General features: G+C 41.7%; 19 protein-coding genes. 16 read left to right on the forward strand and 3 right to left on the reverse strand.

Features of this window, described 5'->3' with window-relative positions:
• Positions 1-175 precede the first annotated feature (175 nt).
• The gene (locus tag GGQ95_RS11445; RefSeq protein ID WP_066149034.1) at positions 176-1,051 is read left to right on the forward strand and encodes a DMT family transporter; all 876 of its coding nucleotides are present in this window, start codon (positions 176-178) and stop codon (positions 1,049-1,051) included.
• Positions 1,052-1,076: 25 nt separating this feature from the next.
• Positions 1,077-1,982, forward strand: coding sequence for a DMT family transporter (locus GGQ95_RS11450; protein ID WP_183186804.1), 906 nt, complete (start codon positions 1,077-1,079; stop codon positions 1,980-1,982).
• Between the two features lie 317 nt (positions 1,983-2,299).
• On the opposite strand, the gene GGQ95_RS11455 is transcribed toward GGQ95_RS11450, so the two are convergent.
• On the reverse strand, positions 2,300-3,550 hold the full coding sequence (locus GGQ95_RS11455) for a sensor histidine kinase (RefSeq protein WP_080861107.1): 1,251 nt from the start codon (positions 3,548-3,550) through the stop codon (positions 2,300-2,302).
• Between the two features lie 813 nt (positions 3,551-4,363).
• Here GGQ95_RS11455 and GGQ95_RS11460 point away from each other — a divergent pair.
• The 8 genes from GGQ95_RS11460 (at position 4,364) to GGQ95_RS11495 (ending at position 15,992) form a co-directional block, all read left to right on the forward strand.
• Positions 4,364-4,750 carry a GntR family transcriptional regulator gene (locus GGQ95_RS11460; protein WP_183186805.1) on the forward strand — a complete coding sequence of 129 codons (387 nt, stop codon included), beginning with the start codon at positions 4,364-4,366 and terminating at the stop codon, positions 4,748-4,750.
• Entirely contained in the window at positions 4,747-5,646 is a 900-nt protein-coding gene (locus tag GGQ95_RS11465; protein ID WP_183186806.1) for an ABC transporter ATP-binding protein, read from the forward strand. Before GGQ95_RS11460 ends, GGQ95_RS11465 begins: the two co-directional genes overlap by 4 nt.
• Positions 5,621-7,333, forward strand: a complete 1,713-nt coding sequence (locus tag GGQ95_RS11470) for a DUF6449 domain-containing protein (RefSeq protein WP_183186807.1) — start codon at positions 5,621-5,623, stop codon at positions 7,331-7,333. The genes GGQ95_RS11465 and GGQ95_RS11470 overlap by 26 nt, the downstream gene beginning before the upstream one ends.
• Positions 7,334-7,777: 444 nt before the next feature.
• The gene (locus GGQ95_RS11475; RefSeq protein WP_183186808.1) at positions 7,778-8,140 is read left to right on the forward strand and encodes an ArsR/SmtB family transcription factor; all 363 of its coding nucleotides are present in this window, start codon (positions 7,778-7,780) and stop codon (positions 8,138-8,140) included.
• Complete coding sequence (locus GGQ95_RS11480) at positions 8,130-10,235, forward strand: heavy metal translocating P-type ATPase (RefSeq protein ID WP_183186809.1); 2,106 nt, start codon at positions 8,130-8,132, stop codon at positions 10,233-10,235. The genes GGQ95_RS11475 and GGQ95_RS11480 overlap by 11 nt, the downstream gene beginning before the upstream one ends.
• A 207-nt stretch (positions 10,236-10,442) precedes the next feature.
• Entirely contained in the window at positions 10,443-11,903 is a 1,461-nt protein-coding gene (locus GGQ95_RS11485; RefSeq protein ID WP_183186810.1) for a SpoIIE family protein phosphatase, read from the forward strand.
• A gap of 575 nt (positions 11,904-12,478) precedes the next feature.
• The gene (locus GGQ95_RS11490; protein ID WP_183186811.1) at positions 12,479-14,218 is read left to right on the forward strand and encodes an ABC transporter ATP-binding protein; all 1,740 of its coding nucleotides are present in this window, start codon (positions 12,479-12,481) and stop codon (positions 14,216-14,218) included.
• 1 nt (position 14,219) lies between these two features.
• Positions 14,220-15,992 carry an ABC transporter ATP-binding protein gene (locus GGQ95_RS11495; RefSeq protein WP_244963709.1) on the forward strand — a complete coding sequence of 591 codons (1,773 nt, stop codon included), beginning with the start codon at positions 14,220-14,222 and terminating at the stop codon, positions 15,990-15,992.
• Positions 15,993-16,026: 34 nt separating this feature from the next.
• On the opposite strand, the gene GGQ95_RS11500 is transcribed toward GGQ95_RS11495, so the two are convergent.
• Positions 16,027-16,662, reverse strand: coding sequence for an MOSC domain-containing protein (locus tag GGQ95_RS11500; RefSeq protein ID WP_183186813.1), 636 nt, complete (start codon positions 16,660-16,662; stop codon positions 16,027-16,029).
• Positions 16,663-17,149: 487 nt separating this feature from the next.
• Positions 17,150-17,767, reverse strand: coding sequence for a hypothetical protein (locus GGQ95_RS11505; RefSeq protein WP_066149026.1), 618 nt, complete (start codon positions 17,765-17,767; stop codon positions 17,150-17,152).
• A gap of 314 nt (positions 17,768-18,081) precedes the next feature.
• Here GGQ95_RS11505 and GGQ95_RS11510 point away from each other — a divergent pair, with 314 nt between their 5' ends.
• From GGQ95_RS11510 to GGQ95_RS11540, 6 genes are all read left to right on the forward strand, one after another.
• Positions 18,082-18,639 carry a thioredoxin family protein gene (locus GGQ95_RS11510; RefSeq protein WP_066149025.1) on the forward strand — a complete coding sequence of 186 codons (558 nt, stop codon included), beginning with the start codon at positions 18,082-18,084 and terminating at the stop codon, positions 18,637-18,639.
• Between the two features lie 69 nt (positions 18,640-18,708).
• Positions 18,709-19,107, forward strand: a complete 399-nt coding sequence (locus tag GGQ95_RS11515) for a gamma-glutamylcyclotransferase family protein (protein WP_183186814.1) — start codon at positions 18,709-18,711, stop codon at positions 19,105-19,107.
• Positions 19,108-19,772: 665 nt separating this feature from the next.
• Positions 19,773-20,657, forward strand: a complete 885-nt coding sequence (locus GGQ95_RS11520) for a sulfite exporter TauE/SafE family protein (RefSeq protein ID WP_066149023.1) — start codon at positions 19,773-19,775, stop codon at positions 20,655-20,657.
• A gap of 544 nt (positions 20,658-21,201) precedes the next feature.
• Positions 21,202-22,566, forward strand: a complete 1,365-nt coding sequence (gene glnA / locus GGQ95_RS11530; RefSeq protein WP_159719858.1) for a type I glutamate--ammonia ligase — start codon at positions 21,202-21,204, stop codon at positions 22,564-22,566.
• Between the two features lie 749 nt (positions 22,567-23,315).
• Complete coding sequence (locus GGQ95_RS11535) at positions 23,316-24,281, forward strand: sugar kinase (RefSeq protein WP_066149020.1); 966 nt, start codon at positions 23,316-23,318, stop codon at positions 24,279-24,281.
• Positions 24,266-25,564, forward strand: a complete 1,299-nt coding sequence (locus GGQ95_RS11540; protein ID WP_044741615.1) for an MFS transporter — start codon at positions 24,266-24,268, stop codon at positions 25,562-25,564. The genes GGQ95_RS11535 and GGQ95_RS11540 overlap by 16 nt, the downstream gene beginning before the upstream one ends.
• Positions 25,565-25,750 lie beyond the last annotated feature (186 nt).

Here is a 25,750-nt window from a genome sequence, read left to right on the forward strand (position 1 = left end):
TTGATACAATGAAACAAAATATAAATTTGGCAGAGGAGGAAGAGGAATGAAAAGAACATTGTTTGAAAACGATCAGCCAGCCGCTTGCTTCTAAGACGGGGCAAGCTGGCGTATAGGTATGCTCCGTCTTGCGTGCAGAGAATGATCTTTAACGAAAGACGGAGGTTGATAAACGATGAAAAAAACATTGATGGGGGCTTTGTATTTATCGGTTGCATCAAGCATTTGGGGAGGAATGTATGTCGTCAGTAAATATGTGCTCGACTATGTTCCGCCGTTTACACTGGTGTGGTTGCGCTATGTGATCGCTTTTACCGTTTTGTTTGGCGTCTTACAGCTGCAAAAAAAGCGAGTTTCTGTGAAAGCAAATGATTGGAAGTGGATTGGCTGGATCGGCGTCATCGGCTATTTTATTTCTATCTCCCTGCAATTTATTGGAACAAAACTGTCGGATGCGCATACGGGAGCGCTCATTACATCCGCTACCCCGGCTTTTATTGTTTTATTTGCTCGCTGGCTGCTGCATGAAGCGATCACTGTAAGAAAAATCGCAGCTCTTGTGTTAGCGACAGCTGGGGTCATTGTTGTCATTGGTCTCAGCGGTGGAAAAGAATCATCGATTTGGGGCAGTGTGATATTGGTCGGAGCAGCGCTTACTTGGGCGCTGCTGTCAGTGTTAGTAAAGATCGCTTCCGCTCGACTTTCAACGTTAGTTATCACAACTTACGCGATTTTTGTGGCACTTATTTGCACCACTCCAATGATGGTATGGGAGCTTGTGAGACAATCTGTTTTTTTGCTTCATCCGCCTATCGTTTTTGGTGTTCTGTATCTTGGTGTGGTGTCTACAGCAGGAGCCTTTTTCCTTTGGAATAAGGGAATGGAAATGATGGATGCGGGAGTCGGTTCCTTATTTTTCTTTTTCCAGCCGCTTGTCGGTTCCCTATTTGGCTGGTTATTTTTACATGAACGGCTGAGTGAAGCATTTTGGTATGGCGGTGCTTTGATCATTGCCGGAGTAGTGATTGCTGTGCTCGACGAAAAGAAGTAGTTCTGGGCGACATGGGAGGAGAGAAATGGTGTCGAGTCGTGCCAAAGGATTAATAATGGTTATATCAGGTGCGGCGCTTTGGGGATTGTCTGGAACGGCGGCGCAAGTATTGTTTCAAGAAAAGCAAGTAACGGCGGAATGGCTTGTTGCGGTAAGGATGCTGCTGTCAGGGATCGCTTTGCTTGCTATAAGTGCATATAAAAAGTTGCATCCTTTGTCGATTTGGAAAGAAAGAAGCAGCGCCAAGCCATTATTATGGTTTGGCCTAATCGGAATGCTTGGCGTGCAGTATACGTATTTTGCTTCGATTGCTACAGGTAATGCCGCTACCGCGACATTGTTGCAATATTTGGCGCCGATTTATATTGTGCTATATTCCATCATAAAAGAACGACAAAAGCCGTCTAAAACAACGAGCGCAGCCATTTTGCTTGCAATTGCTGGCACATTTTTGCTAATGACGAATGGAGCGGCCAATGAGTTAACCGTCTCATTGGTTTCCGTGATTTGGGGAGTGCTTTCTGGCGTAGCTCTAGCATTTTATACATTGTCATCTGCGCTGCTATTGAAAAAATGGAATTCGCTGATCGTCGTGGGTTGGGGCATGATGATTGGAGGAGCGGCGATGTGCCTTATTCTCCCGTCTATTTTTTCGACGAATATCATTTTTGGAATGGATACATGGCTTTTAATTCTATTTGTTGTTGTTTTTGGCACATTGATTGCTTTTTTGTTATTTGTAGAAAGCATTCGTCATTTATCGCCTACAGAATCAAGCTTGTTATCAAGCGTAGAGCCGCTGTCTGCTGTGGCAGCCTCGTTTGTATTTTTGCATGTTTCTTTTGGAGAATGGCAAATGGTAGGGGCGTTATGCATTATTGGCACGGTAGGGATGCTTTCAGTTAAAAGGGTGCAAAAAAGCATTTCATAGCATCTGCGTGCTTAAGGACGGAAACGTGAGCAAAGAAGCCGCGCGCATGTATTCGGCTGCTTCGTATAACTATGTATATGGAGAAAGATGAAGCATAGGGAGTTTAGTTGCTCCCTATGTTTCTTTTTTTGTTCAAGATGTTTTTTCGATATAAATTCTATATGAAGCAGCAAGAGAATTGGTGATGATGCTTGAAGTTGGTATCGTTTTTTGGCTTTGACCTTATCAGAACATGGATTTTTACACATACCGTTCGATCTTTAAGTTGTTAAATCAGGAGCAAAAGGCTATTGACGTGATCTATCCATTCACGCGGATCAAGCTTTAGGAAACATGATGGTGGTCAATGTTCCGTGGCCGACTTCACTTTGAATCTGCCACGTTCCGTTCATCGTCTCAATTAATTTGACTGCAACCATGGATCCTAATCCCGTTCCTTTTTCCTTTGTACTAAAATAAGGTTCACCAAAACGGCTGATTTGTTCTTTGGTCATGCCGATCCCTGTATCTTGGACGGTAATAATAATCCCGTTCTCTTGAACCGTTGATGAAACAGTGAGTATACCGCCGTTCGGCATCGCTTCAATACTATTTTTCATTAGATTAAGAAAACATTGTCGAAAGTGCTGGGCATTGCCGATGATCGACCCCGGCTGCAGCTTTTCTTCAATTTTGATTCCATTCATTTGTGCGATCGGCTGAAGCATATGAATAACATAGCATAGCTCCTGGTCGACCATTAATGGTTCTGTTTTATTGGTCGATGGCTTGGCAAATGTTAAGTAATCATTAATAATCGTCTCCGCCCGATGAATCTCCTCAAGAGCAATATGCATGTATTCGTCTTGAGTCTCCTTTGGAACAGACTGTGATTTCATTAATTGAATAAAGCCTTTCACGACAGTCAATGGATTGCGCACCTCGTGGGAAATGCTTGCAGCAAGCTGGCTGACGATTTCCATTTTTTCTACTTTAATGAGCTTCGACCGCATGATAATTGCTTCCTTCAATGTTTCCATAATGTAAACAACAAACAACATTCCGAACGGAGGGATGAGAATAAAATCGACAATATAAGATTGAGTCACTTGAAAATCAGAGATGGCTATCGCAATTCCTGTTGTCAAAACAGCGAGAAAAAAGGTTAGGCAGACCGAAGTATATAGCTTGCTCGTCCGGTTTAATCGCTGAAAAGCGGGAGAGACAAGGGCTGCCACGATAAACATCGTTACATAAACGACGACAGTTAAAAATTGAAATCCATAAAAAACAGACCGAACAATCAGCAAAATAAAAAGCAATGCGCCGCCAGCTATTCCTCCTCCATACAGTGTACCAATTAAGAAAGGAATTTGCCGTAAATCGTGGATGCAATTATCTGCGATGTAAATGGGAAATTTCATACATAACAATAGGGAAAAGCCTGTACAAGCTATAAAAAGCCATTGGCTTTGGCGAGAATTTTCTTTCCAAAGCTTACCGTGATCATAGATGAAATAATAGACAAAAATGCTAGATAAAATGTAGAATAAGTTGTTTAAAAGGTTTTGGTTGATATATGCCCCCATTATTAGATCCCCTAACTAATGAACTCTAACAATAATAATTATACGAAAAGAAGAAGGAATGAAAATAGCCTTTCCTAATAAGCAAAGAAATTGTTTAAAGAATTTTTGAATCTCTTATTTACAAATGAGCGGTTTGGCTTCTCTTGCATTTTCCCGAATTCCACCAGTAGCCTATTCGTTTTTTAAATAAACGGCAGACAAAGCACTCATCATTGTCTTTGATATAAAAGGCAGGTCTGGGGGAAGCGTTCCAGAAGAGGGATGAGAAAGCCAAAATTTTACTTCATTTGCTGTATGTATATAAATACAGACGGATGCTTCCATGTAGAAGCCCACCCCTTTCATCTTTTTCAGTTGACTTATATGCTTATGTATATCGGGTTATAGATCCCATGAGAAGATGAGACGTCAAAAGTAGAATCCTATTTTTTACGGGCAGAGGCAAGTCACGGTTTTTCAACATCCGCAAATCCTTCTCTGCTATTCTTTCTGCTCGTTTTGTGCCGCATGTCGATTATTTAAGTGTTCCTATATGACCGTATGAGGGTCATATGGAGGAGTGAATGATGAAACATCTTTCTTATATCACAGGAAATATCCTCCTGATGATAGGAGAGAAAGGTAGAAGAAGCAAGCCGCTTTTATGAAGTGAAGCAGGCTCGATTTATAATTTGTTAACATTCTATCACATCCGTTGATTTTGGGATATGAGTTGATGAATAAAGTTTTTTATTAAGAAAAGTTGCTTTTTTAGCTCAACTGTACTATGATATATATTACAGTTAGTACAGACGTGAGAAAGGAGGAGGGGAGATGTTTGAACTTGATATTCGCAGTCGTCAGCCAATTTATGAACAATTAGTTGAAAAAATAAAGGAATTCATTATTCGTGAAGTGTGGGGCCCAAACGAACAGCTGCCGTCTGTCAGATTATTAGCGAAGGAGCTAACGATTAATCCGAACACGATTCAAAAAGCGTATCGTGAACTTGAGCATCAAGGCTATATTTACTCCATTCCCGGAAAAGGTCATTTTGTCGCTACACAGCCGGAAGAAGTCAGTCGTGAAAAATTAGAGACAGCTAAGCAGCAGTTGCTGAAGCTTTTATGTGAGGCGTTCTATATTGGAATGAAGAAAGATGCCATTTTATCTCTAGTAGATGAAGCGGAACAAATAGCAGGAGGAGGAGATCCGCGATGATTGAAATTCATCATGTCCATAAAGGATTTGAACAGGTAGAAGCGGTCAAAGATGTAAGTCTGCATGTTCAAAAAGGCTCGATTTATGGACTTCTCGGTTCAAATGGTGCCGGAAAAACAACGTTGTTAAAGATGCTTGCCGGCATTTATAAACCGGACGACGGCGATATTTTTATTGAGGGAGAACCGATTTTTGAAAATGTTAAGCTAAAGAAGAAACTGCTTTTTTTACCTGATAACCCCTATTTTTTTCCACATGCTACAATCCAGCAAATGGCCCAATTTTATAGAGACGTTTATCCTGGCTGGAATGAAGAACGATTTTGGCAGCTACAGGAATGGTTTTCGATCGATGTACAGCAAAAAATTCAACGCATGTCGAAAGGAATGCAGCGCCAAGCAGCATTTTGGCTCGTCTTTTCCGTTATGCCGGATGTATTGATTCTTGACGAACCTTTTGACGGGTTGGATGCCGTGATGAGAAAAAAGATGAAAAACTTACTTGTACAGGATGTGGCGGAGCGGAATATGACGGTTTTCATTTCATCGCATAACTTGAGAGAGGTTGAAGATCTTTGTGATCATGTCGGTATTTTGCACAATGGTGAAATGATTATGGAGAGGGAGATTGATGATTTAAAAGCAGATGTTCATAAAATTCAAGTTGCTTTTCGCGACGGTATTCCTTCTTCTTTTCTTACCGGTTTGCAAGTCGTTTATCAAGAGCAGCGAGGCCGTGTCCTTTTATGCATTGTTCGAGGCAATCGTGAAGAAGTGGATGCGTATATTCAGCGATTTGCGCCAGTCATTTTTGATGTACTACCGCTTACTTTAGAAGAAATTTTTGTTTATGAAATGGGGAGGATCGGGTATGCTATCGAAAGCGTTATGGTTTAACCGTTCTATCTGGCTGCAGCACTTTCGGAATATTGGCTGGATTGCGATTGTCCATTTGCTTCTATTATTAGCAATCGTTCCACTTCCGATTATGATGGCCTATACAAATGGCAAAAATCAATTAGATTATCTCAGAGGTCTTAAAAATGTATTTGATATTTCCGCGCCGTTTCAAGGAATGCTCGTTTTTACGATTCCGGTTTTGTTAGGGATTTTTTTGTTTCGCTATATGCAAGTAAAACAGTCGGCTGACTATATGCATAGTTTACCGTTTCGTCGTGAATCATTATTTACACAACATATGATGCTCGGCGGGATGATCCTGCTTGTTCCACTTATTTTTACCGCTTTAGTAGTGTCTGTTTTATGTTATTGGCTGCCACTTGATCGCATTGCATCGGCTGATATTGTACTATGGATAGCGGAAGTATTTTTGATGGAAATGTTTGTGTTTGCTGTTAGTGTTTTTGTCGGGATGCTGACAGGAATTTCGGTGCTTCAAGGTATATTTGCCTACATTTTATTTTTATTTCCAGCAGGAATTTTTGTTCTCGTATTAACGAATATGAGATATGTATTAGCCGGGTTTGCTGCTGATTATTATTTAAATGCTAATATAGAGAAAATCGTTCCATTTATTCGATTTATAGAGCTGAGCATGCGAGATTTTAGCTTACAAGAAGCGATAGGCTACCTCTTTTTAACAGGATTATGCATCGTCATGGCGTTATGGATGTATAGGAAGCGCCCTAGTGAAGCAGCCAATCAGGCGCTTGCTTTTCCGATATTGCGCCCGGTGTTTTTATTTGGGGTCCCTTTCTGCTTCATGCTTGTTGGGGGGATCTACTTTAGAGAAGTAATGAATGGCAGCTTCGGCTGGATTCTATTTGGTTATATGGTCTTCTCCATTATCGGATTTTTGGTTGCGGAGATGGTGATCGAGAAAACATGGCGCGTCTTTCATAAATGGAAAGGATATGTCTACTTTTTGCTGCCTATGCTGCTTGTTGGCACTGTTCTTTATTTTGATCTGACAGGATATGAAAAACGAATGCCAAAGCTCGCCGATATTGAAAAGGTATACTTTGGTGATTCCGTGTCTCGATTTGACATAGATACGCAGCAAAGGGAACATCATTCATTGATAGAGCAGCCCAATCAATTTTTAAGTAGTAAAGAAAATATTCAAAATGTATATATTTTTCACGAACAACTCATTGCCAATAAGCCGACACTGCCTTCACCGTTTGCCGATACTAAACGTGTCGTCATCGGATATGTTTTGAAAAATGGGGATCGCCTCATTCGGGTATACGATGTGCCTACCGATCCATACATGCCTTTTTATAAACAGATCATTGAATCAAATGAATATAAGCAAAATTACTATTTTATTTTGCGAGAAAAAGAAGTGGTGCCAATCCGTCAAGTAACTATTATGATGGGAGATGAAAGATTCAAAGAAATCGTGCTCAGCGATCCAAAGGAGATAAGCGGATTTATGGAAGGATTAAAAAACGATCTGAGACAGGAAAGTGCGGAATCCATACTGAAAAACCATGAATCATGGGGAACGATTGAGTTACTCCAAAGCGATGGAGATATTATTTATGTTACGTGGAAAAAAACATATGCTAATATCGAGAAGTGGCTGTCCCGGCAAAAATTACTTCCCAATCACAGATAGCAAACAAAAGCGATTGGCTAAGCTGAGATAGGAAAGAGCAAAGAAAAGGGGATCGATGGTTGCGAGTTTATGAAAGGATCTGGAAGCGGCATGGCTCAAACTTCCGTCACACGTTTGTAAAACGAAGGCAAGCCTGCGGATTGGCCTTCGTTTTATTTTTTTCAAATGGGCGGATTGGCTTGTTATCCGCATAGTCGCTTAGGAAAGCAGAAGCAATGATTTTCAGCGATCAGCGCGTCATCTAGCTATGAATGCGCTTTATCTTTGGTCAATGAGCCAAAAACAAACAAGGCCATAGCGCCTTGTTTGTTATTGATTTTTGTTTAAGTTTTCCACTTTGAAACGCCATGTAAGCGGGAGAGAAATAAAAAGCAAAATGAATGGACCGATTGTTTGCTTATTATATATACTATATTCAAATGAACATTTGAATGAGGGGATAAAATGGTTCGCGACATGTGTGAAGTGTTTTGTTTTGATGAGAAAAAAGTAGCAGCTGTAAAGGGAAAAATGGATAAGATTGCAGGAGTCGAACAACTGTTTAAAGCTTTATCGGATGCCACTCGTTTAAAAATTGCTTATGCGCTTACATTGGAAAAAGAATTATGTGTTTGCGATGTTGTTCCTATAATTGACGCGACCGTAGCAACGGCCTCGCATCATTTGCGCGTTCTTCGTGATATGGGGCTTGCTAAGCATCGAAAAGAAGGAAAGCTTGTGTTTTATTCGTTAAAGGATGAGCACCTCTATCAATTCGTATCGATGGCTCTTATGCATGTAGGAGAGGAGGGAGGAGATGGAAAATAGACATGTATATCGTCTTCAAGGACTTTCCTGTGCGAATTGTGCAGCAAAATTTGAACAAAACGTCAAAGCAATTGCGACGGTAAAAGAGGCGCATGTGAATTTTGGAGCCGCCAAACTGACCGTTATTGGCGAGGCCTCGATTGCAGAGTTGGAGAAAGCGGGAGCCTTTGAAGGAATTCGTCTCATTCCAGAGCACGCCCAAACGCAGTCATCGGCGCCAGAATTTTGGCAAACACGGGCTACTGTATTGGCATTGATTTCTGCCTGCTTTCTTATGGTGGGATATGCAGCTTCTTTATGGATGAAAGAAAGCGAATGGCTTGCGGTTGGAGCATTTGCCTTAGCAATTGCTGTGGGCGGTTATGATTTGCTTCGAGTGGGATTGCTAAATTTATGGCATTTCCGCTTTGATATGAAAACACTGATGACAATTGCGATCATCGGGGCAGCGTTTATCGGAGAGTGGAAAGAAGGAGCCGTTGTTGTACTTTTGTTTGCTATCAGTGAAGCGCTGGAACGCTATGCAATGGATCGGTCTCGTCGTTCAATTCAGTACTTGATTGATGCCGCACCAAAAAAGGCGATGGTTCGCAAAGGGAATCAGGAATATGAAGTCGATGTTGATGAACTGGAGATTGATGATATTATGATTGTCAAGCCAGGACAAAAAATTGCGGCAGACGGCATTGTTGTGCACGGGGCCTCAGCCGTTAATGAAGCGACCATTACAGGAGAATCAATGCCTGTTTATAAAAGTGTGAATGATGAGGTGTATGCCGGAACTATTAATGAGGAAGGGGCATTAGAGGTCCAAGTCACGAAAAAACGCAGCGAATCTATGTTGGCGAAAATGATTGATCTTGTCGAAGAAGCTCAAGCCGAGCGGGCTCCTGCTCAACAATTAGTCGATCGCTTCGCCCGCTATTATACCCCGCTGATTATGATGATCGCTTTTATTGTTGCTGTGACGCCTCCTCTTCTGTTCGGAGAAAATTGGGAAGCATGGGTTTATCGTGGATTAGCTGTATTGGTGGTCGGCTGTCCATGTGCGCTTGTCATCAGTACTCCTGTCGCTATTGTCACAGCCATCGGTCATGCCGCACGGCGCGGGATTCTTATCAAAGGCGGAATTTATTTGGAAGAAATGGGGAAAATCGCAGCTATCGCTTTTGATAAAACGGGAACTTTGACAAAAGGAACGCCAGAAGTGGCAGCTATCCGTTTATTTTCTGATCATGTCATGGAAGAAGAATGGCTTCAGATTGCTGCTGCGATCGAAAAATATTCTCAGCACCCCATTGCTTCAGCCATTGTGCGAAAAGCACAAGAGCGAGGCATTGTACTCACTGATCGTCAAGTGACGAATTTTTATTCGGTTACAGGAAAGGGAGCTTCCGCATCCGTCGACGGAATCACCTATTATATTGGAAGCCCGGCTTTGTTTTCAGAATATCTGTTATCGAAGGAGGTTCACGCTACCATTCAGCAGCTTCAACAGGCAGGAAATACGGTGGTTGTGCTGGGAAGTGAGCATCAGTTGCTAGGAGTGGCGGCCGTTTCTGACCAAGTTCGTGAATATGCAGCGGATATCATTCAAGAGCTTCGCAAAGAAAAAATAAAACAGCTGACAGTAGTCACAGGAGATCAGCGGGTGACGGCTGAACATGTTAGCCACTCAATTGGCCTCACAGAAATACAAGCAGAATTGCTTCCTGAAGATAAGCTTCGCGTGATGAAAGAAATGAGAGAGAAATATGGTCGAGTGGCGATGATCGGTGATGGAGTTAATGATGCCCCGGCATTAGCAGCAGCCAATGTTGGAGTGGCGTTGGGAACAGGGGGAACCGATGTAGCTCTGGAAACGGCGGATATTGTTTTAATGGGAGATGATCTTCGCCAACTACCTTATGTCATTCGCCTAAGTCGTAAAGCGCTGCGAATGATTAAAGAAAATATTGTTTTAGCTTTATCTTTAAAGCTTTTGGCCTTAATTTTGATCGTTCCTGGATGGCTTACATTGTGGATGGCGATTTTTGCAGATATGGGAGCAACATTCATCGTGCTTTTCAATTCAATGCGCTTAATGCGAATATAGCGTGCAAGCCCTCTTTCCCTCATGGGGATAGAGGGGTTTTTTCCTTATGAAGTGTCCGTTTCTTCCACCCAAATTCTATAGATTATATCGCATGATCCTTTTATGATTTTAATTTTATTATATTTTTTTAGAAGGAAACAACAAGAAATTTGTAGAATGAATAAAATAACGCTTTATCTAAAAATTATAGAAAAGGGCGGAATTTAAATGAAAAAAGAACATGTATATGTGTCGAAGAGTGAAGAAATTTTTCATAGGCAGGAAGGGATCATCATTACCAATCGTGATGCTAGAATTGTTGCTGTGAATGAAATACTGCTAGCCTCCATTGGCTACCGCCAGCAGCAATTGATTGGCCAGCCTGTCCATCTATTGTTTACGCAAAGTTATAGTATTTCTACCTATCATCTCATTTGGGAGAATGTTTTAAAGGAGGGCTATTGGGACGGAAATGTTCATTCGTATCAATTGCAAGACGGGCTCCTTTTAAGACGTTTAACCGTCTATGGTTTAGCGGATCATCATGGCCAAAACAATTTATTTATATGGAAGTTTTCTGACATATTGGAAATCGAGAACGTACTGAACGCTATTTATAAAATACCAATGATGGCTGTTGTTACATTGTATAAGGATATGACGATCAAGCACTGGAGCGAAGCAGCAGAATTATTATTCGGATGGAAAAAAGAAGAGATCATTGGCCGGCCTTTACTTTCATTATTTTCATACCATTTGTTTGATCTGGCTAAAATGATTCGTCAGACAGGGAGTGAGGGGCTTTTAGATTTGGAATGCGAAGCAAGAAAAAAAGATACAACGATGATGAATGTTGTTTTTTCAGTCGTTCCAGTCACGGACTCAGTTGGAGCAACGACAGGATATGTTATGACGATCAGGGATGTAACAAAGGTCAAACAAAAAGAACGAGAGCAGCAAAAGAATTCAGAGCTGATCAAAAACATTCAGCAAAGCATATTCACTTCTCCGATTCAAACGAAGGATATAACGATGGATGCGGTTTATATTCCATCGGAGGAATTATCTGGGGATATGTATGCTTGCTATCGAATTGATGAGGTTCGCTTTGGGGTTATAATAATCGACATTATGTGCCGCGGACTTTCCTCTTCTCTAATCATTATGTTATTGCGCTCACAATTAAGAGAGCTCATCCTTCGTGTTACTGATCCCGCTTGTGTAGCGACGGAGCTTGAAAAATATGTACAAACCCTATTCCCCGAGAGCTCTAGAGAAATGTCCTCACTGTTTTCAATGATTTATGCTGTAATCGATACAAAAAAGCAACAAATTGAATATATAAATGCAGGCCATCCTTCCGGGTTTTTATTAACTAATAATGAAATTATTGAGATGGATCAAGGAGGATGGGCGATCGGCAGTCCATTTTCTGTTCCGTTTAAAAAAGAAGTGATTCATTATAATCAACAGGTAAGGCTTTTTTTATATACAGATGGAATTCTAGGGGAAATCGACCAGTCCCCATTATCCAGTATGATTAACATTCTTCATGATTTGAAAGAACATCGTTCTTTATCTGATCAACAATTTTTGCGACTGCTTGTTGATAAGCATATATGCGAGAACCGCCCGGCAAATGACGTGTGTATGCTTTCGATGACGATTGGCGAAGCCTCAAAGGATTGATCAATATTGTGGTTGATGTTGCTGCACGCGGCGAAGTGACTGAAAAGCAAGGATAAAAAAGAGTACATAATGATCAGTTTGTCCTGTTTTTTGTTGCCATTCCTTGTTTTTTGAATAGCTGCCGCTGCTTTTTTAATTGTTGTGGCGCTGTTAGATAAGCGTTGCATGAGTTTCATCCTTTTTGTTGAAACTTTTTTTTTGTCTAAATTATATTTACTGGATGATGATTGTTGTACGTCTCACTGCTGGAACATTGCCTCATAAATCGTTTACTGCCGCTATTTCTCTCTGCTTCTTTTCACTTCTCTTCTGATATGTTCATCATAGGATTATTAATGAGGGACATATATTCGCAAAAATGGTTTTATGGTTAGTGATTTCTAAAAAAATGAGGAGTGTATATATTTTTACGAGGAGATCACGGATCTGGGTGTTTTTTGTATAAGAGGATGAGTGAGGAAATGTCTACTGTATATGCATAATCAGTTAGTGTATATACCACTGTATCAAAAAAATTGTAAAACCTCCACCATGCAAGTTAAAATAAAAGACACAACGAAGGGTGGGGAAAAACAATGCGCTATGTATTATCCTATTTAAAATCGTACAGAAAATGGATGATAATAGCCTGGATGCTCATGTTGATTGAATTGTTTGTGGAACTGTGGCATCCGTTATTAATGGAAAAAATTATTGATAATGGAGTGATGAAAAATGACTTGCATGTCATTTGGAAATGGGGCGCTGTGATGGTTGCGACCTCTCTTCTTGCTTTTCTGTCTGGTATTGCCAATTCGTTTGTTGCCGCTTACGTTGGACAACAGTACGGATTTGCGTTGCGAAATGCGCTCTTTCAAAAGGTTCAGTCGTTTTCGCTATTTCATTTTTCCCAATTTCCAACGGCTTCTTTAATTACGAGGATGACGAATGATGTATCCCAAATGCAAAATATGGTATTTATGAGCTTGCGAGTGATGCTTAGGGCGCCACTCTTGATTATTTTTGGTGTAGTCATGGCGCTGTTTGTCCATGTGAAGCTTGCTCTTATTTTGCTCATTGTCGTACCGGCGTCGCTCGCTTTTTTACTTTTTATGATGAACAAAGCCGCTCAATTCTTTACAAAGGTGCAGCACATATTGGACCGTGTCAACAGCATTATGGGCGAAAATATCGCTGGTATAAGACTGATTAAGGCATGGGGGCGCAGCCTTTATGAGAAAACAAGATTTACCGAAACGAATCAAGCGCTTATGACACGGACCGTGACCGTTTTGCGACTTATAGAAACGATCACTCCTGTTTTGCTGTTGGTGATGAATATGGCAATCGTTATCATTTTACTCATCGGACGAGTGGAAATTCATACAGGCAGTGCAACAGCAGGGGAAGTCGTTGCGGTGATTAATTACACGACACGTATGACGGCTGCTTTATCGATCTTTACTTTTGTAACGACAGCGTTTTCTCGTGCCAAGGCATCAGGGCAGCGTATTGCCAATATACTGACAGCACCGGTTGATATGCTCGATAAGGACAAACGAGACGAACAGCCTATTGAAGCAGGAAGCATTCAATTTGAGAACGTTTCGTTTCGATATCCGGAAACTGATGTCGATGTATTGCGAGACATTTCGTTTTCTATCGGTGCGCATGAAACGGTAGCGATTTTGGGAGAGACTGGTTCTGGCAAGTCTTCGCTGCTGCAGCTGATTCCTCGGCTATATGATGCTATGGACGGAACCATTAAAGTGGACGGAATCGACATTCGGCAAATAAGACAAGAACGCTTGCGCACAGCTATCGGCTTTGTACCGCAGGATATTTTGTTATTTTCGGGAACGATTCGCGATAACATTTGCTTTGGAATGGACAACGTGACAGAAGAAGAGATGATACAAGCTGCGAAAAACGCCCAAATTCATAATACCATTATGAGTTTTCCCGAAGGGTATGATACGATGGTCGGACAAAAAGGGGTGACTCTGTCGGGAGGACAAAAACAGCGTATTTCTATCGCTCGAGCACTTGTGCGCCATCCCAAAATTCTTTTGTTAGATGACAGTACAAGCGCATTGGATGTTCAAACAGAAGCTCAGTTGTTACAGGCATTAAAATCCTATTCATGCACAACTCTCATTGTCACTCAAAAAATATCAACCGCCATGGAGGCAGATACGATTATTTTGCTTAAAGACGGAAAATTGCTGGCGCATGGAACGCATGAATATTTGTTACGAACGAACGAGTTATACTCTAAGCTTGTTGAATCACAGCTTGGAAAGAAGGGAATTAGCGATGTTAAGAGCACCACATAGAATGATGGGAGTAAAAGAAAATAAGCGGAGCGTGAAAGAAAATGCTCAAACGCTGCGGCGCATATGGGGCTTTCTCGAGCATCAAAAGGGGCGCCTAGCAGTTGTCATCGTAATGGTGATGATTAGCTCCGGTCTCAGCCTTCTTGGCCCATATATCGTGGGGAGAGCTGTCGATACATATATTATCGCCAAGCGTACCGATGGCTTTTGGATGGTTGTTGTTGCTCTTTTGCTTATTTATCTCGCTTTGTCGTTATCAAGCTTTTTACAAAGCTACTGGATGATTGGAATTGCGCAAAAGACGATTTACGCAATTCGCACTGAATTATTTGGACAATTTCATCAGCTTCCTATCTCTTTTTTCAATCAAAGGCAATCGGGGGAGCTAATGAGCCGATTGACGAACGATATTGACAATATGAGCCAAACGTTCAACAGTACGGTTATCCAAGTGATTTCAAGTACTCTTACGCTTATCGGAGCGGTGGTGGTGATGCTCCTGTTAAGTCCTCTCTTGACAGCGGTAACGCTGTTGATTGTGCCGATTATGTATGGATCTATGAAATGGATTACGAATCGAACACAAATGAGGTTTAAAGAGCAGCAGAGAAATTTAGGAGAGTTGAACGGATTTATTGAAGAAGTGATTTCTGGACAAAAAGTCGTTAAGTTATTTTCCCAAGAAAAAAAGATGATTGCTCAGTTTTTAGAAAAAAGTGAACAGCTCAAGCAATCGGGATTTTGGGCGCAAACCTATTCAGGTTTTATTCCCAAACTTATGAACGTGCTAAATAATATGAGTTTTGCCTTAATTGCGGGTGTCGGAGGAATTTTCGCATTTAAAGGAATGATTTCAATCGGAACGATTGTGATTTTTTCAGAATATGCCAGACAATTTACACGTCCGCTCAATGATCTTGCCAATCAATGGAATACATTTCTATCTGCATTGGCTGGTGCTGAGCGGGTGTTTGAAATTATTGACCAAGACAAGGAAGAGGATGATGAAGCAGAAACGATTGATTTGCCTGCTGTGCGCGGAAATGTTGAATTTCGCAATGTGTCTTTTTCATATGATCAAAAACGAAAAGCGATTCAAAATGTCAATTTTTCAGTAACAGAAGGCGAGACGGTAGCGCTTGTTGGACCGACGGGTGTCGGAAAAACCACGATTATTCAGCTTCTTATGCGATTTTATGATCCGGATCATGGACAAATTTTGATTGATGGGATAGATACTCGGCGAGTGAAGCGGTCCAGTCTTCGCAGCCATATGGCGTTTGTATTGCAAGATCCTTTTTTGTTCCAAGGAACGATTCGCGAGAATATTCGTTATGGCAGACTGGAGGCAACAGATGAAGAAGTGGTGGAAGCGGCTAAGTGGGCGAATGCGCATTCGTTTATTACAAAATTGCCAAAAGGCTATGATACCGTTTTACAGCCGGACGGCAGCGGTATTAGTCAAGGACAAAAGCAATTGCTGGCAATTGCTAGGGCAATGATCGCGAAACCGTCTATTTTAGTTTTGGATGAAGCGACAAGCAATATTGACACAATGACGGAACTGATGATTCAAGAGGCGCTTGAGCGTTTGATGGAGAAGCGAACCTGCTTTGTTATCGCCCATCGGCTCAATACGATTCAACAAGCTGATCGCATTCTTGTTTTGCGTGAAGGAACCGTGGTGGAACAAGGAACGCATGATTCCCTTCTGAAGGAAAAAGGATTTTACAGTGAGCTGTATTATCGACAATTTAAAAAGGACGCCATATAAAAGTCTTGCACGGCATATCCGTGCAAGACTTTTATCACCTCTCCATTCGTTTGATGAATGATTGGCGCCAATCTTCCGATAAGGCAGGCTCGGCAACAATGGTTTTCATAGCCGCTACATTCCTTTTATCAATATAATAAATAGTATTCACATCATGAATAGAGAGAGGAAGCGGGCTCCGATCGATTAATGTGAGAGGATCACCTTTCTGTATGGAACCTTCTTGAAGCACGCGAAAATAAAAGCCTGTGTAGCCGGTTTCTTGAACTTTGAGCGGCAGATCCTTTAACCCGTGGCGTTTAGCTAATTTAAAACACGGCTGACGCGGCTGTGAAACTTGGATGACCGCTGTACCGACCTCATATACATCGCCGATGCAGACTTGGTTTTCCGTCAATCCAAAGAGAGTCAAATTTTCCCCAAATGCACCTGGGGTGAATGAGCGATGATAGACTTGCTCCCAAAACGAAAAATGTTCAGACGCATAAGCACAAATCGCTTTATCTGGCCCCCCATGGTGAATAAGATCCGCTTGTCCATCGCCAATGCAATGGGTTTTTGTGACAGTGATGGGCCCATTCACTGGCTGTTTATAAATTCCGGTAGTCAGAGGCTTTTCGTCAATTGTCACCGTTTGCGGCATCCCGATATTAATTGAAACAATGTGCATCATTTTTTCCTCCTTGTCTGTCAAGCTATGATATAGACGTCCATGACAAAAAATGAGATCATCATCGGAAGGGCGAAAACCCCTTTTGTTGAAATGGCTTTCTTTACTTGCGCTGACGAAAGGAATTTTTTCAGGATAGATGAAACGGAGTCTTGTTCATTGTTTGTGCCTTTCGGTAGAGTTCGTGCTATCTTTTGAGTTTTGTCTGGACGGCACTGCTTTCCGATCAACAAACCAATTTGTAAAGCAACTCGCTATTCTTCTGTCGCGTGAGCGCGTGAATCGCTACCTTTCTCAATTGGAAATATTTTGTATCTGCTCCGTTCTTTGTTCTGTATGTATATCAACAACTTCTATGTTTAACCGCGTTTGTTTCAGTTTTCTGCATTTTCTATTATGCTTGTTTGCTGATAGAAAGTCTACTTGTTTTGATGACAAACGCATGGTGTTTTTCTATGAAAAAAGATCCTTTGCTGAATGCAAAGGATCACATGTGCATGAGCTCTTTTTCGGAGGTCTCGGTTTGGCTTGGCTGTTGAGAATTTCTCGTGAATATGGATGAAATCGTCTGCTTAATGGTTTCCACGATATGTGTGCATCGCTCAAAAATAATCTCTTTGATAGTATCGAGCTGTCTCATTATTTTATATTGCGATGCTTCTTGGGCTTCTAATCGTTTGATGACCGTGTCATGAAACACACCTTGAAGCTCCAGCTTTTCTGCTAACTTTTGATATAGCTTTTCTTGTCCCTCCAAGCGTGCGCTCAATCCTTGATACAGCTCGTCTTGAAAGGCGATTTGTTGAGCCAGTCTTTTCATTGTGTTTTCCTGAACAGAAAGGGAATCAAGAATCGCTTTCTTTACGGTTTGATCGTTTTCGCTCATTTCTTGCCATTGGGCATATAAATGTTCATACTGTTGCTGTTGCAAGGAAAAAGAGTGCTGAAGCTGCTCCATGGAAGCGGACAAATGCTCATGAAATTGCTGCTGTTCATTCAACAACTCTTCGGTTTGAGGACGCCGATGATGAAAAACAGGAAAGGTAGCAGAGCTGCTTGGATCAGCAGGCGGCGTGGCTTTTTTATGCAAATAAATAAACGACATGCTTCTCCTCCTTTCTAATAAAAATGAAGTGCATCCATAGTATATGCATGTGCTTGTTTATGCGTTTATAGAGATTTCGCTTGACATGTTAGCATTTGTTGGTGCTGTTTATAGGGGGGACAATGTTGCTGCACAGAATCGGGAATGGGGCTGAAAGGGGTGTGTTCCTTTTTTGTTTCGCATCCGTATGGCCGAAAGGCAAATCACATGGTTCTTCCAACTGTGGATGTTTTTATAGGCACAGGATTTGTAAGGAAAAAAGAAGTCTGTTATAATCGAAGAAAAATACGACATTGCAGAGAGGATGTGGAAATATGCCTGCGGTTGAATCAGCAATGTTTCCATTAGGAAAGCAAGCGCCGTCTTTTGCTCTTGTCAATGCGATTGATGGCAAGATCGTGCGGTTGGAGGATGTGAAATCTGATGTGGCGACTGTCATCATGTTTATTTGCAACCATTGCCCGTTTGTTAAGCATGTGCAGCATGAATTGATCCGTCTCGCTCACGATTATCAGCCAAAAGGGGTGTCGTTTGTTGCCATCAACTCGAATGACGCCGAGAAATATCCGGATGATTCTCCGGAAAATATGAAAAAAGTCGCTGAAGAGTTAGGATATCCGTTCCCTTACTTGTTTGATGAAACGCAAGAGGTAGCGAAAGCATATCAAGCGGCATGCACGCCAGATTTTTATATTTTTGATAAAGAACTAAAATGTGTGTATCGCGGCCAATTGGATGACTCAAGACCGAATAATGGCATTCCTGTTACCGGTGCTTCTATTCGGGCGGCCTTGGATGCCCTCCTAGCTAATCAGCCCGTGTCTGAACAGCAAAAGCCAAGCATCGGCTGCAGCATAAAATGGAAGGAGTAAAGCTGGCTCGAGCGGCCAGCTCTTTTTTATTTTAGCCGTTTACTTTGATAATAAGGCAGGGAGAGAGGAATGACGGAACAAACGTCTCGAGTGTTTGTATACGGAACGTTATTAACAGGTGAAGTGAATCATGAAATTGCGGCTCCTTATTTGCAAAACGTGAAGCCTGGAAAAGTAAAGGGAAAATTGTATGATGTCGGATCATATCCGGCCCTTGTACTGGATCAGGAGGGGGAAGTAGTTGGTGAATGGCTGACTATAACGATAGATGGAATTCGAAGGATGGATGAGCTGGAGGATTACGAGGAAGGAAGAAATGATAACGAATACGAGCGCGTATGGATTAGAGACTGTACTCAGGAGATAGAGGGATATGTGTATGTCTACCATCCTGACAAGGCCCTCCACCTTCCTTTGATTGAATCGGGTTCATGGCGCCAGTATCGTCCAAAAAAGAGGAATGCGTAAAGGGAAAAGTGGCTCTTGCTACATCAACGGGTGATTAAAACATTCGTAAGCTCATGAAACGAGGCCATCCATTTAAGAATAATGTGGAAAACGTAGGAGCAGTGCCGTATAAACGATATAGATACAACTGGATGTATCAACAGTTGTTTAGACTATAACTGATTTCAACAGTAAGGTGATCGAACAACTCCGCTTCCTGATAACTAAAATCATCTGAAAATGGCTGGTTGTTCGTTTTTTGTCGTGCAAATGTGTGGTGAAAGCCAATCCATAGATTGTCCCCTGATCTGTCCACTCCTCAAAAGGTGGCCGCTCCATCTTTAAGGTGTATTTCATTAGATGCAAGTGATTAAGCGAGCATATCGAATGAAGCGGAAGACGAAATCGTATGGAGAAGATAAAAAATGAATGATAAAACACACTTGACAAGTAGGAATACTTGGTATTAATGTATTAAATAATGAAAAAATTCAAATAGGTAAATGCTGATCAGACAAACTGAAGGCACTTTATGGTTGGGGAATGCATATCCGACAATAAAGTGTCTTTTTTTGTCTATCAAAGGGAGGGATGCAGGAAAACTTAAGAACGCTTTTCTGAGCAAAAGATAGACATCGACACATGAAATAAATGATTTTGCAAAGATTAGGGGGAGGTTGAAGATCATGAAAAAGCTGATTGTATTTATCATTGTTGGGTTTATCGCCCAACTGATTGATGGCTCACTTGGGATGGCTTATGGGGTGACTTCGACAACACTGCTTCTTGCTTTTGGAATTGCGCCGGCTGTTGCTTCGGCATCTGTACATTTAGCTGAGGTGGTGACAACTGCCGCTTCTGGAGCTTCTCATTTAAAATTTGGAAACGTAGACCGCGATATGGTGTTAAAACTGATTATTCCGGGATCGATTGGTGCATTTGTTGGCGCCTGCTTTTTAAGTAATCTGCCTGGAGATTTAATTAAACCGTACATTTCTACTTTTTTATTAATTCTTGGACTTTATATTATCTATCGCTTTTTATTTCTTCAGTCGTCTCAAGAAACGGAACGAGTACAAAAGATGTCAAATAAACAGCTGGTTCCGCTCGGACTGTTAGCTGGTTTTTTTGACGCAACCGGCGGCGGAGGATGGGGTCCGATCGCAACACCTGTCCTTTTAGCGAAAAAAGGAGTAGAAGCCCGCAAAGTCGTGGGAACTGTTGATACATCAGAGTTTGCGGTAGCCGTGTCTGCTACGCTTGGATTTTTCATTTCTTTAGGATGGGAGGAAGTGAACTGGTTTTGGGTCGGTACGCTCATGCTAGGAGGAATTATCGCAGCACCGATTGCTGCTTGGATTGTTAGAATCATGCCTTCCCATTTGCTTGGCGTGCTTGTCGGAGGATTAATTGTGTTAACGAATGCACGCACATTGCTTCACTCTTGGAATGTAGCGGAAAATTTGTATATGGTAGTTTATAGCATCATTATTGCCGGCTGGGTGTTTTCGGTTTGGTGGGCCATCCGCAATCATAAAAAGAGACTAATATCGGATCATTTGGCTTCGTAGCCTGTGATGGATAAATGTTGGAGATAAATTCATCCCTTTGTTTGGGGAAAGCCTATGTATATCGAAGGGAGTGCCTTCCCATTTTAGCGGCGTCACTTAATGTAACGATCTTAATCCAATGGAATGTGTCAATATTTCCCCGCATATGAGCGGACAAGGAACTCCCTGCAACAGTCGTCTTTCAGACCAAGTGATGTGTCTGAAAACGGTTGATTGTTTGATTCTCGGTCATGCTTGGGTGTGACCGAGACATCTGATCGTCGAAAAAAAGGAGATCTTCTGTTTATCTTCAAAGCCAACCTTTTACTCAAAAGGTTGGCTTTTATAATAGGAAGAATGAATGAATATACAAAAAAAATGAAAGGTTATTGCACTTGGCTACAATCTTTCAAGCATATAAAAACAGCTGATCAAGAAAACGCTTTCTTAAAAAATTATAAAAATACAGAAAGATTTATAAAAAAAGTGATTGTCAAAACGGGAATGTTTCAATATAATAAAATCATGTTAGAAAACTATACGCACGAATGTGAGGTTATGTAACATGTATAAGGTATTAGTTTCGCAAGTGAACAATGATACGGCAGTTCTTGAACAAATTAAAGAGACGATTCAACAAAAACATGTAGAGCTTTTACATTTGCAATTTGTAGATATTGAAGGAATTTTAAAGCATGTGACGGTTACGGTTGAGCAATTGGATGATGTGGTCAATGGAAAAATCATGTTTGACGGCTCCTCCATTAAAGGATTTTCGCCTATAAACAAATCAGATTTGTATCTTCTTCCAGATCTTAACACATTTGCTGTTTTGCCTTGGACGGTAGAAGAGGGATATTCGGAGGCACGTTTTCTTTGCTCTGTAATGAACCCAGATGCAACGCGATTTGAAGGAGATCCTCGTAACGTATTAAAGAAAACAGTCGAACGTGCGGCGCAGCAAGGGTATACGATTTCTGTCGGTCCGGAATTAGAATTTTTCTTATTCAAAACGGATGAACACGGAAATCCAACGACACAAACACAAGATAATGGCGGTTATTTTGAACCATCGCCAAAAGATCTTGGGGAACGCGTTCGTCTTGAGATTTATCGAGCATTAAAAGCGATGGGCTTCAAAATCGAAGCCTCACATCATGAGGTGGCCGAAGGACAGCATGAAATTAACTTTAAATACGCGGATGCATTAGGCTCTGCTGACAATGCTACAACTTATAAATGGGTAGTGAAAACGATTGCAAGCAAATATGGATTGCATGCTACTTTCATGCCAAAGCCTGTCTTCGGCATTAACGGATCAGGAATGCACGTCAATATGTCATTATTTAAAGATGGAGAAAATGCATTCTTTGACCCGAGTGATGAAAATCAGCTTTCAGAAACAGCATATCAATTTATCGCTGGTTTATTAAAAAATGTGAAAAGTTTTGCAGCGGTCACAAACCCACTTGTCAATTCCTATAAACGTCTTGTTCCGGGATATGAGGCACCATGCTATATTGCGTGGTCAGCATCCAACCGTTCGGCGCTTATCCGGATCCCGGCTAAACGCGGTGTAGCGACACGTGTAGAGCTTCGCTGTCCAGATCCAGCGGCCAACCCTTATTTAGCGTTTGCTGTGATTGCGGCAGCTGGACTTGATGGTATTGAAAAAGCGCTGAAAGCGCCAGCTCCGATTGATGAGGACATTTTCCATATGACAGAAGAGCGTCGGGAAGAGCTTGGTATTGAAAATCTTCCAGCAAGCTTAGGAGACGCTGTGTCTGAATTTGTAAATGGTACGATTGGACGCCAAACGCTAGGTAATCACGTATTTGATGAATATGTAGCCATGAAAAATGAGGAATGGAATAGCTACCGCACAGCTGTGCATGCATGGGAACTTGAACAATATCAAGGAAAGTTTTAATAAATTTCCAAAAGAAGTCTCCCATCTTTAAGGAACGTGAAGGGCGATAGCCCAGTGAGTAGGGGGGAGAATGAATTTCGGTTGGCGATGGCCAACGGATAGGATACTTTATCGTTCAAACGGACCCCTTTAGAACGAAGGGAAGCGTAAAGGGTCCTTGTGTGGGGCTTATCGTTCAGCGAACATGAAGCCCTCCTCTAAGCGAAGTGTAGATAGTGGGTAGTTCACGGGTGCATAAATTATGGAGAAAAGCAGGCGATTTTTGCCTGCTTTTTTATTTTTAAAAAGGAATAAGAGAGAGCAGGGAAATGGCTGAAATCTTAGCTTGTCTTTCATAAAAAGTCTAAAAATTTTAAAAATTACTTGAGAAAACGCTTACGTAAATGTTATAATTCTTGTAAACCGATTTACAAAACCGATTTACAAGCCTTAAACGAAGAGGAGACGTTTGAAAGCGAGAAAAGTTTCAATTTTTTCGGGGGGGTGGCTCTCTTTCATGATAACACACGAGCTATAAATATAAGGGATGGATATGGAATTCAATGGCCCGCGTTCAAACAACAGCAGTATTTGGACTCTTATCACATGTCTGCATGATGAAAGCAAACTTATAAGATTTGTCTCTGACTGATCATCGATTTTTCAGCGATCTTTTCTTCGATTTTCAAGCTGCCTTTATATGGCTTGGACGGATCTTTAACAAAAATACGAAAATCGCAGAATCAAGAGGATGAGAAAGGGGAGAGAGGATGGATGTTGTCACGTTTGGAGAAGCGATGGTGATGTTTGTTGCGGAGGAGCCTGGATCGCTTCAGCAGGTGAGCCGCTTTCAGCGAGCGCTTGCCGGGGCGGAGGTCAATACGGCCATCGGGTTTGCTCGATTAGGACTAAAAAGCGGGTGGGTCAGCAAAGTCGGAAATGATGTGTTTGGGAACTATATTCTCGAGCAGCTACGTCAGGAACAGGTGAACATTGAGCAGGTCCACATCTCTGCTTCTTTTGCGACAGGCTTTCAGCTAAAAGCAAAAGTAAGTGAGGGAGATCCAGAAGTACAATATTTTCGAAAACATTCAGCCGCCAGTCATTTAAGCGTGGCTGATTTTGACGAAGCCTATTTCCGTTCCGCTAAACATCTGCATATGACAGGGATTCCTTTAGCCCTTTCCAGCTCCATGCGAGAATTTGCCAAGCACGCGCAATCATTTATGAGAAAAGAAGGAAAAACGATATCGTTCGATCCTAATCTAAGACCTGCATTATGGACAACAAAAGGCGAGATGATTCGAGTGGTTAATGAATATGCTTTTAAAAGTGATTACGTTCTTCCGGGAATCGAAGAGGGAAAATTGCTAACGGGCTATACAAAGCCGAGCGATATCGCTGATTTTTATTTAAAAAGAGGAGTGAAGCTGGTTGTTATAAAATTAGGAAGCAAAGGGGCGTTTTATAAATCTTGCGATGAGGAGGGATATGTTCCGGGATATCGAGTATCGAAAGTAGTAGATACTGTTGGGGCCGGAGATGGTTTTGCTGTAGGACTTATCAGCGGGATTTTAGAAGGAATGCCCGTTTTCCAAGCGGTGATGCGAGGAAACGCGATCGGAGCTTTAGCTGTTCAATCAATAGGTGACAGCGACGGCTATCCTAATCGAAAAGAGTTAGACAGCTTCATGCAAAAATATAATGGGGAGGATGCGGCATGCAGCGTACAATAGCGAAATCGCGCTGGTATCGTTTAATTCCGATTGTTTTTATTACGTACAGTCTAGCTTATTTGGATCGTGCCAACTATGGATTTGGCGCGGCGGGAGGATTGGCCGAGGATTTGCATATTTCCGCAGCGACATCTTCACTGCTCGGCTCGCTATTTTTTCTTGGTTATTTTTTCTTTCAGGTTCCCGGTGCCCATTATGCCGAAAATAAAAGCGCGAAAAAGCTGATTTTTTGGTCGCTCATTCTTTGGGGAGGACTTGCGAGTGCCACTGGCATCGTCAGTAATATCCAGTGGCTTATGATCATTCGCTTTTTATTAGGAGTGGTAGAAAGCGCTGTCATGCCTTCCATGCTTGTATTTTTAAGCCACTGGTTTACGAAGGAGGAGCGTTCGCGAGCAAACACCTTTTTGATTTTAGGGAATCCTGCAACAGTGCTATGGATGTCTATCTTATCAGGGTATTTAATTGAAGCAGTAGGCTGGCGCTGGATGTTTATTGCTGAAGGCGTCCCGGCCATCATATGGGCTTTTATTTGGTGGAAGCTTGTCAATGATGAACCAAAAGAGGCCAAATGGTTGACGGATGAAGAAAAACAGCAGCTGCAAGCTCAATTGGAGCGCGAACAGCAAGAATTAACGCCTGTAAAAAATTACAGTCAGGCATTCCGTTCAAAAACGGTCATATTATTGAGTTTGCAATATGCGCTTTGGAGCATTGGGGTATACGGATTTGTCATGTGGCTTCCATCTATTATCCATGCCGCGCCTAATATGGATATTGTCAAAACGGGCTGGTTATCATCTGTTCCTTATGTGTTGGCGATTATTTTCATGTTCGCCGCTTCCTACTACTCTGACAAACTGTTAAATCGAACCATATTTGTATGGCCGTTTCTACTTGTTGGAGCGATTACCTTTTATGCTTCCTATATGATTGGCACAAGCCACTTTTGGATCTCCTTTTTTTTACTGGTAGTAGCAGGAGCAGCCATGTATGCCCCGTACGGACCGTTTTTTGCGATTATTCCTGAAATCTTGCCTCGCAATGTTGCTGGAGGAGCGATGGCCTTAATCAATAGTATGGGAGCGCTCGGATCGTTCGTCGGCTCTTATATTGTCGGCTATTTGAATGGGGCCACGGGAGGATTTGGAGCCTCGTATATTTTTATGGCAGGATCTTTGTTCTTCGCCGCGATCTTCACGATGATGGCGGTGAAAGGACAACAATCCCTAAAAAAGAAACGTGTGCCTGAGCAATGGGAGGTCCATCAAGCACACAAATGAAAGGCTATCATTATTATACGATAAAAATTGCATATTTGCACGATGACGGCACAATAACCAGAAATAGACGGTTGAAAGGCTAGCGAGGAAAAGAGAATTTGCTTTTCTTCCCATGTGCTGGATAGGCCAGTTTATTCTTGTTAAAATGGAAATAATCGAAATTTACCGAAGTTTATAAAAAGGAAG

This window comes from Anoxybacteroides rupiense (assembly GCF_014196195.1).
Taxonomy (GTDB): Bacteria; Bacillota; Bacilli; order Bacillales; family Anoxybacillaceae; genus Anoxybacteroides; species Anoxybacteroides rupiense.

Excerpts from the sequence above, each read along its gene's own strand:
- GGQ95_RS11445 (WP_066149034.1), top strand. The coding sequence starts at position 176 with ATGAAAAAAACATTGATGGGGGCTTTGTATTTATCGGTTGCATCAAGC.
- GGQ95_RS11450 (WP_183186804.1), top strand. The coding sequence starts at position 1,077 with ATGGTGTCGAGTCGTGCCAAAGGATTAATAATGGTTATATCAGGTGCG.
- GGQ95_RS11455 (WP_080861107.1), bottom strand. The coding sequence starts at position 3,550 with ATGGGGGCATATATCAACCAAAACCTTTTAAACAACTTATTCTACATT.
- GGQ95_RS11460 (WP_183186805.1), top strand. The coding sequence starts at position 4,364 with ATGTTTGAACTTGATATTCGCAGTCGTCAGCCAATTTATGAACAATTA.
- GGQ95_RS11465 (WP_183186806.1), top strand. The coding sequence starts at position 4,747 with ATGATTGAAATTCATCATGTCCATAAAGGATTTGAACAGGTAGAAGCG.
- GGQ95_RS11470 (WP_183186807.1), top strand. The coding sequence starts at position 5,621 with ATGCTATCGAAAGCGTTATGGTTTAACCGTTCTATCTGGCTGCAGCAC.
- GGQ95_RS11475 (WP_183186808.1), top strand. The coding sequence starts at position 7,778 with ATGGTTCGCGACATGTGTGAAGTGTTTTGTTTTGATGAGAAAAAAGTA.
- GGQ95_RS11480 (WP_183186809.1), top strand. The coding sequence starts at position 8,130 with ATGGAAAATAGACATGTATATCGTCTTCAAGGACTTTCCTGTGCGAAT.
- GGQ95_RS11485 (WP_183186810.1), top strand. The coding sequence starts at position 10,443 with ATGAAAAAAGAACATGTATATGTGTCGAAGAGTGAAGAAATTTTTCAT.
- GGQ95_RS11490 (WP_183186811.1), top strand. The coding sequence starts at position 12,479 with ATGCGCTATGTATTATCCTATTTAAAATCGTACAGAAAATGGATGATA.
- GGQ95_RS11495 (WP_244963709.1), top strand. The coding sequence starts at position 14,220 with ATGATGGGAGTAAAAGAAAATAAGCGGAGCGTGAAAGAAAATGCTCAA.
- GGQ95_RS11500 (WP_183186813.1), bottom strand. The coding sequence starts at position 16,662 with ATGCACATTGTTTCAATTAATATCGGGATGCCGCAAACGGTGACAATT.
- GGQ95_RS11505 (WP_066149026.1), bottom strand. The coding sequence starts at position 17,767 with ATGTCGTTTATTTATTTGCATAAAAAAGCCACGCCGCCTGCTGATCCA.
- GGQ95_RS11510 (WP_066149025.1), top strand. The coding sequence starts at position 18,082 with ATGCCTGCGGTTGAATCAGCAATGTTTCCATTAGGAAAGCAAGCGCCG.
- GGQ95_RS11515 (WP_183186814.1), top strand. The coding sequence starts at position 18,709 with ATGACGGAACAAACGTCTCGAGTGTTTGTATACGGAACGTTATTAACA.
- GGQ95_RS11520 (WP_066149023.1), top strand. The coding sequence starts at position 19,773 with ATGAAAAAGCTGATTGTATTTATCATTGTTGGGTTTATCGCCCAACTG.
- glnA (WP_159719858.1), top strand. The coding sequence starts at position 21,202 with ATGTATAAGGTATTAGTTTCGCAAGTGAACAATGATACGGCAGTTCTT.
- GGQ95_RS11535 (WP_066149020.1), top strand. The coding sequence starts at position 23,316 with ATGGATGTTGTCACGTTTGGAGAAGCGATGGTGATGTTTGTTGCGGAG.
- GGQ95_RS11540 (WP_044741615.1), top strand. The coding sequence starts at position 24,266 with ATGCAGCGTACAATAGCGAAATCGCGCTGGTATCGTTTAATTCCGATT.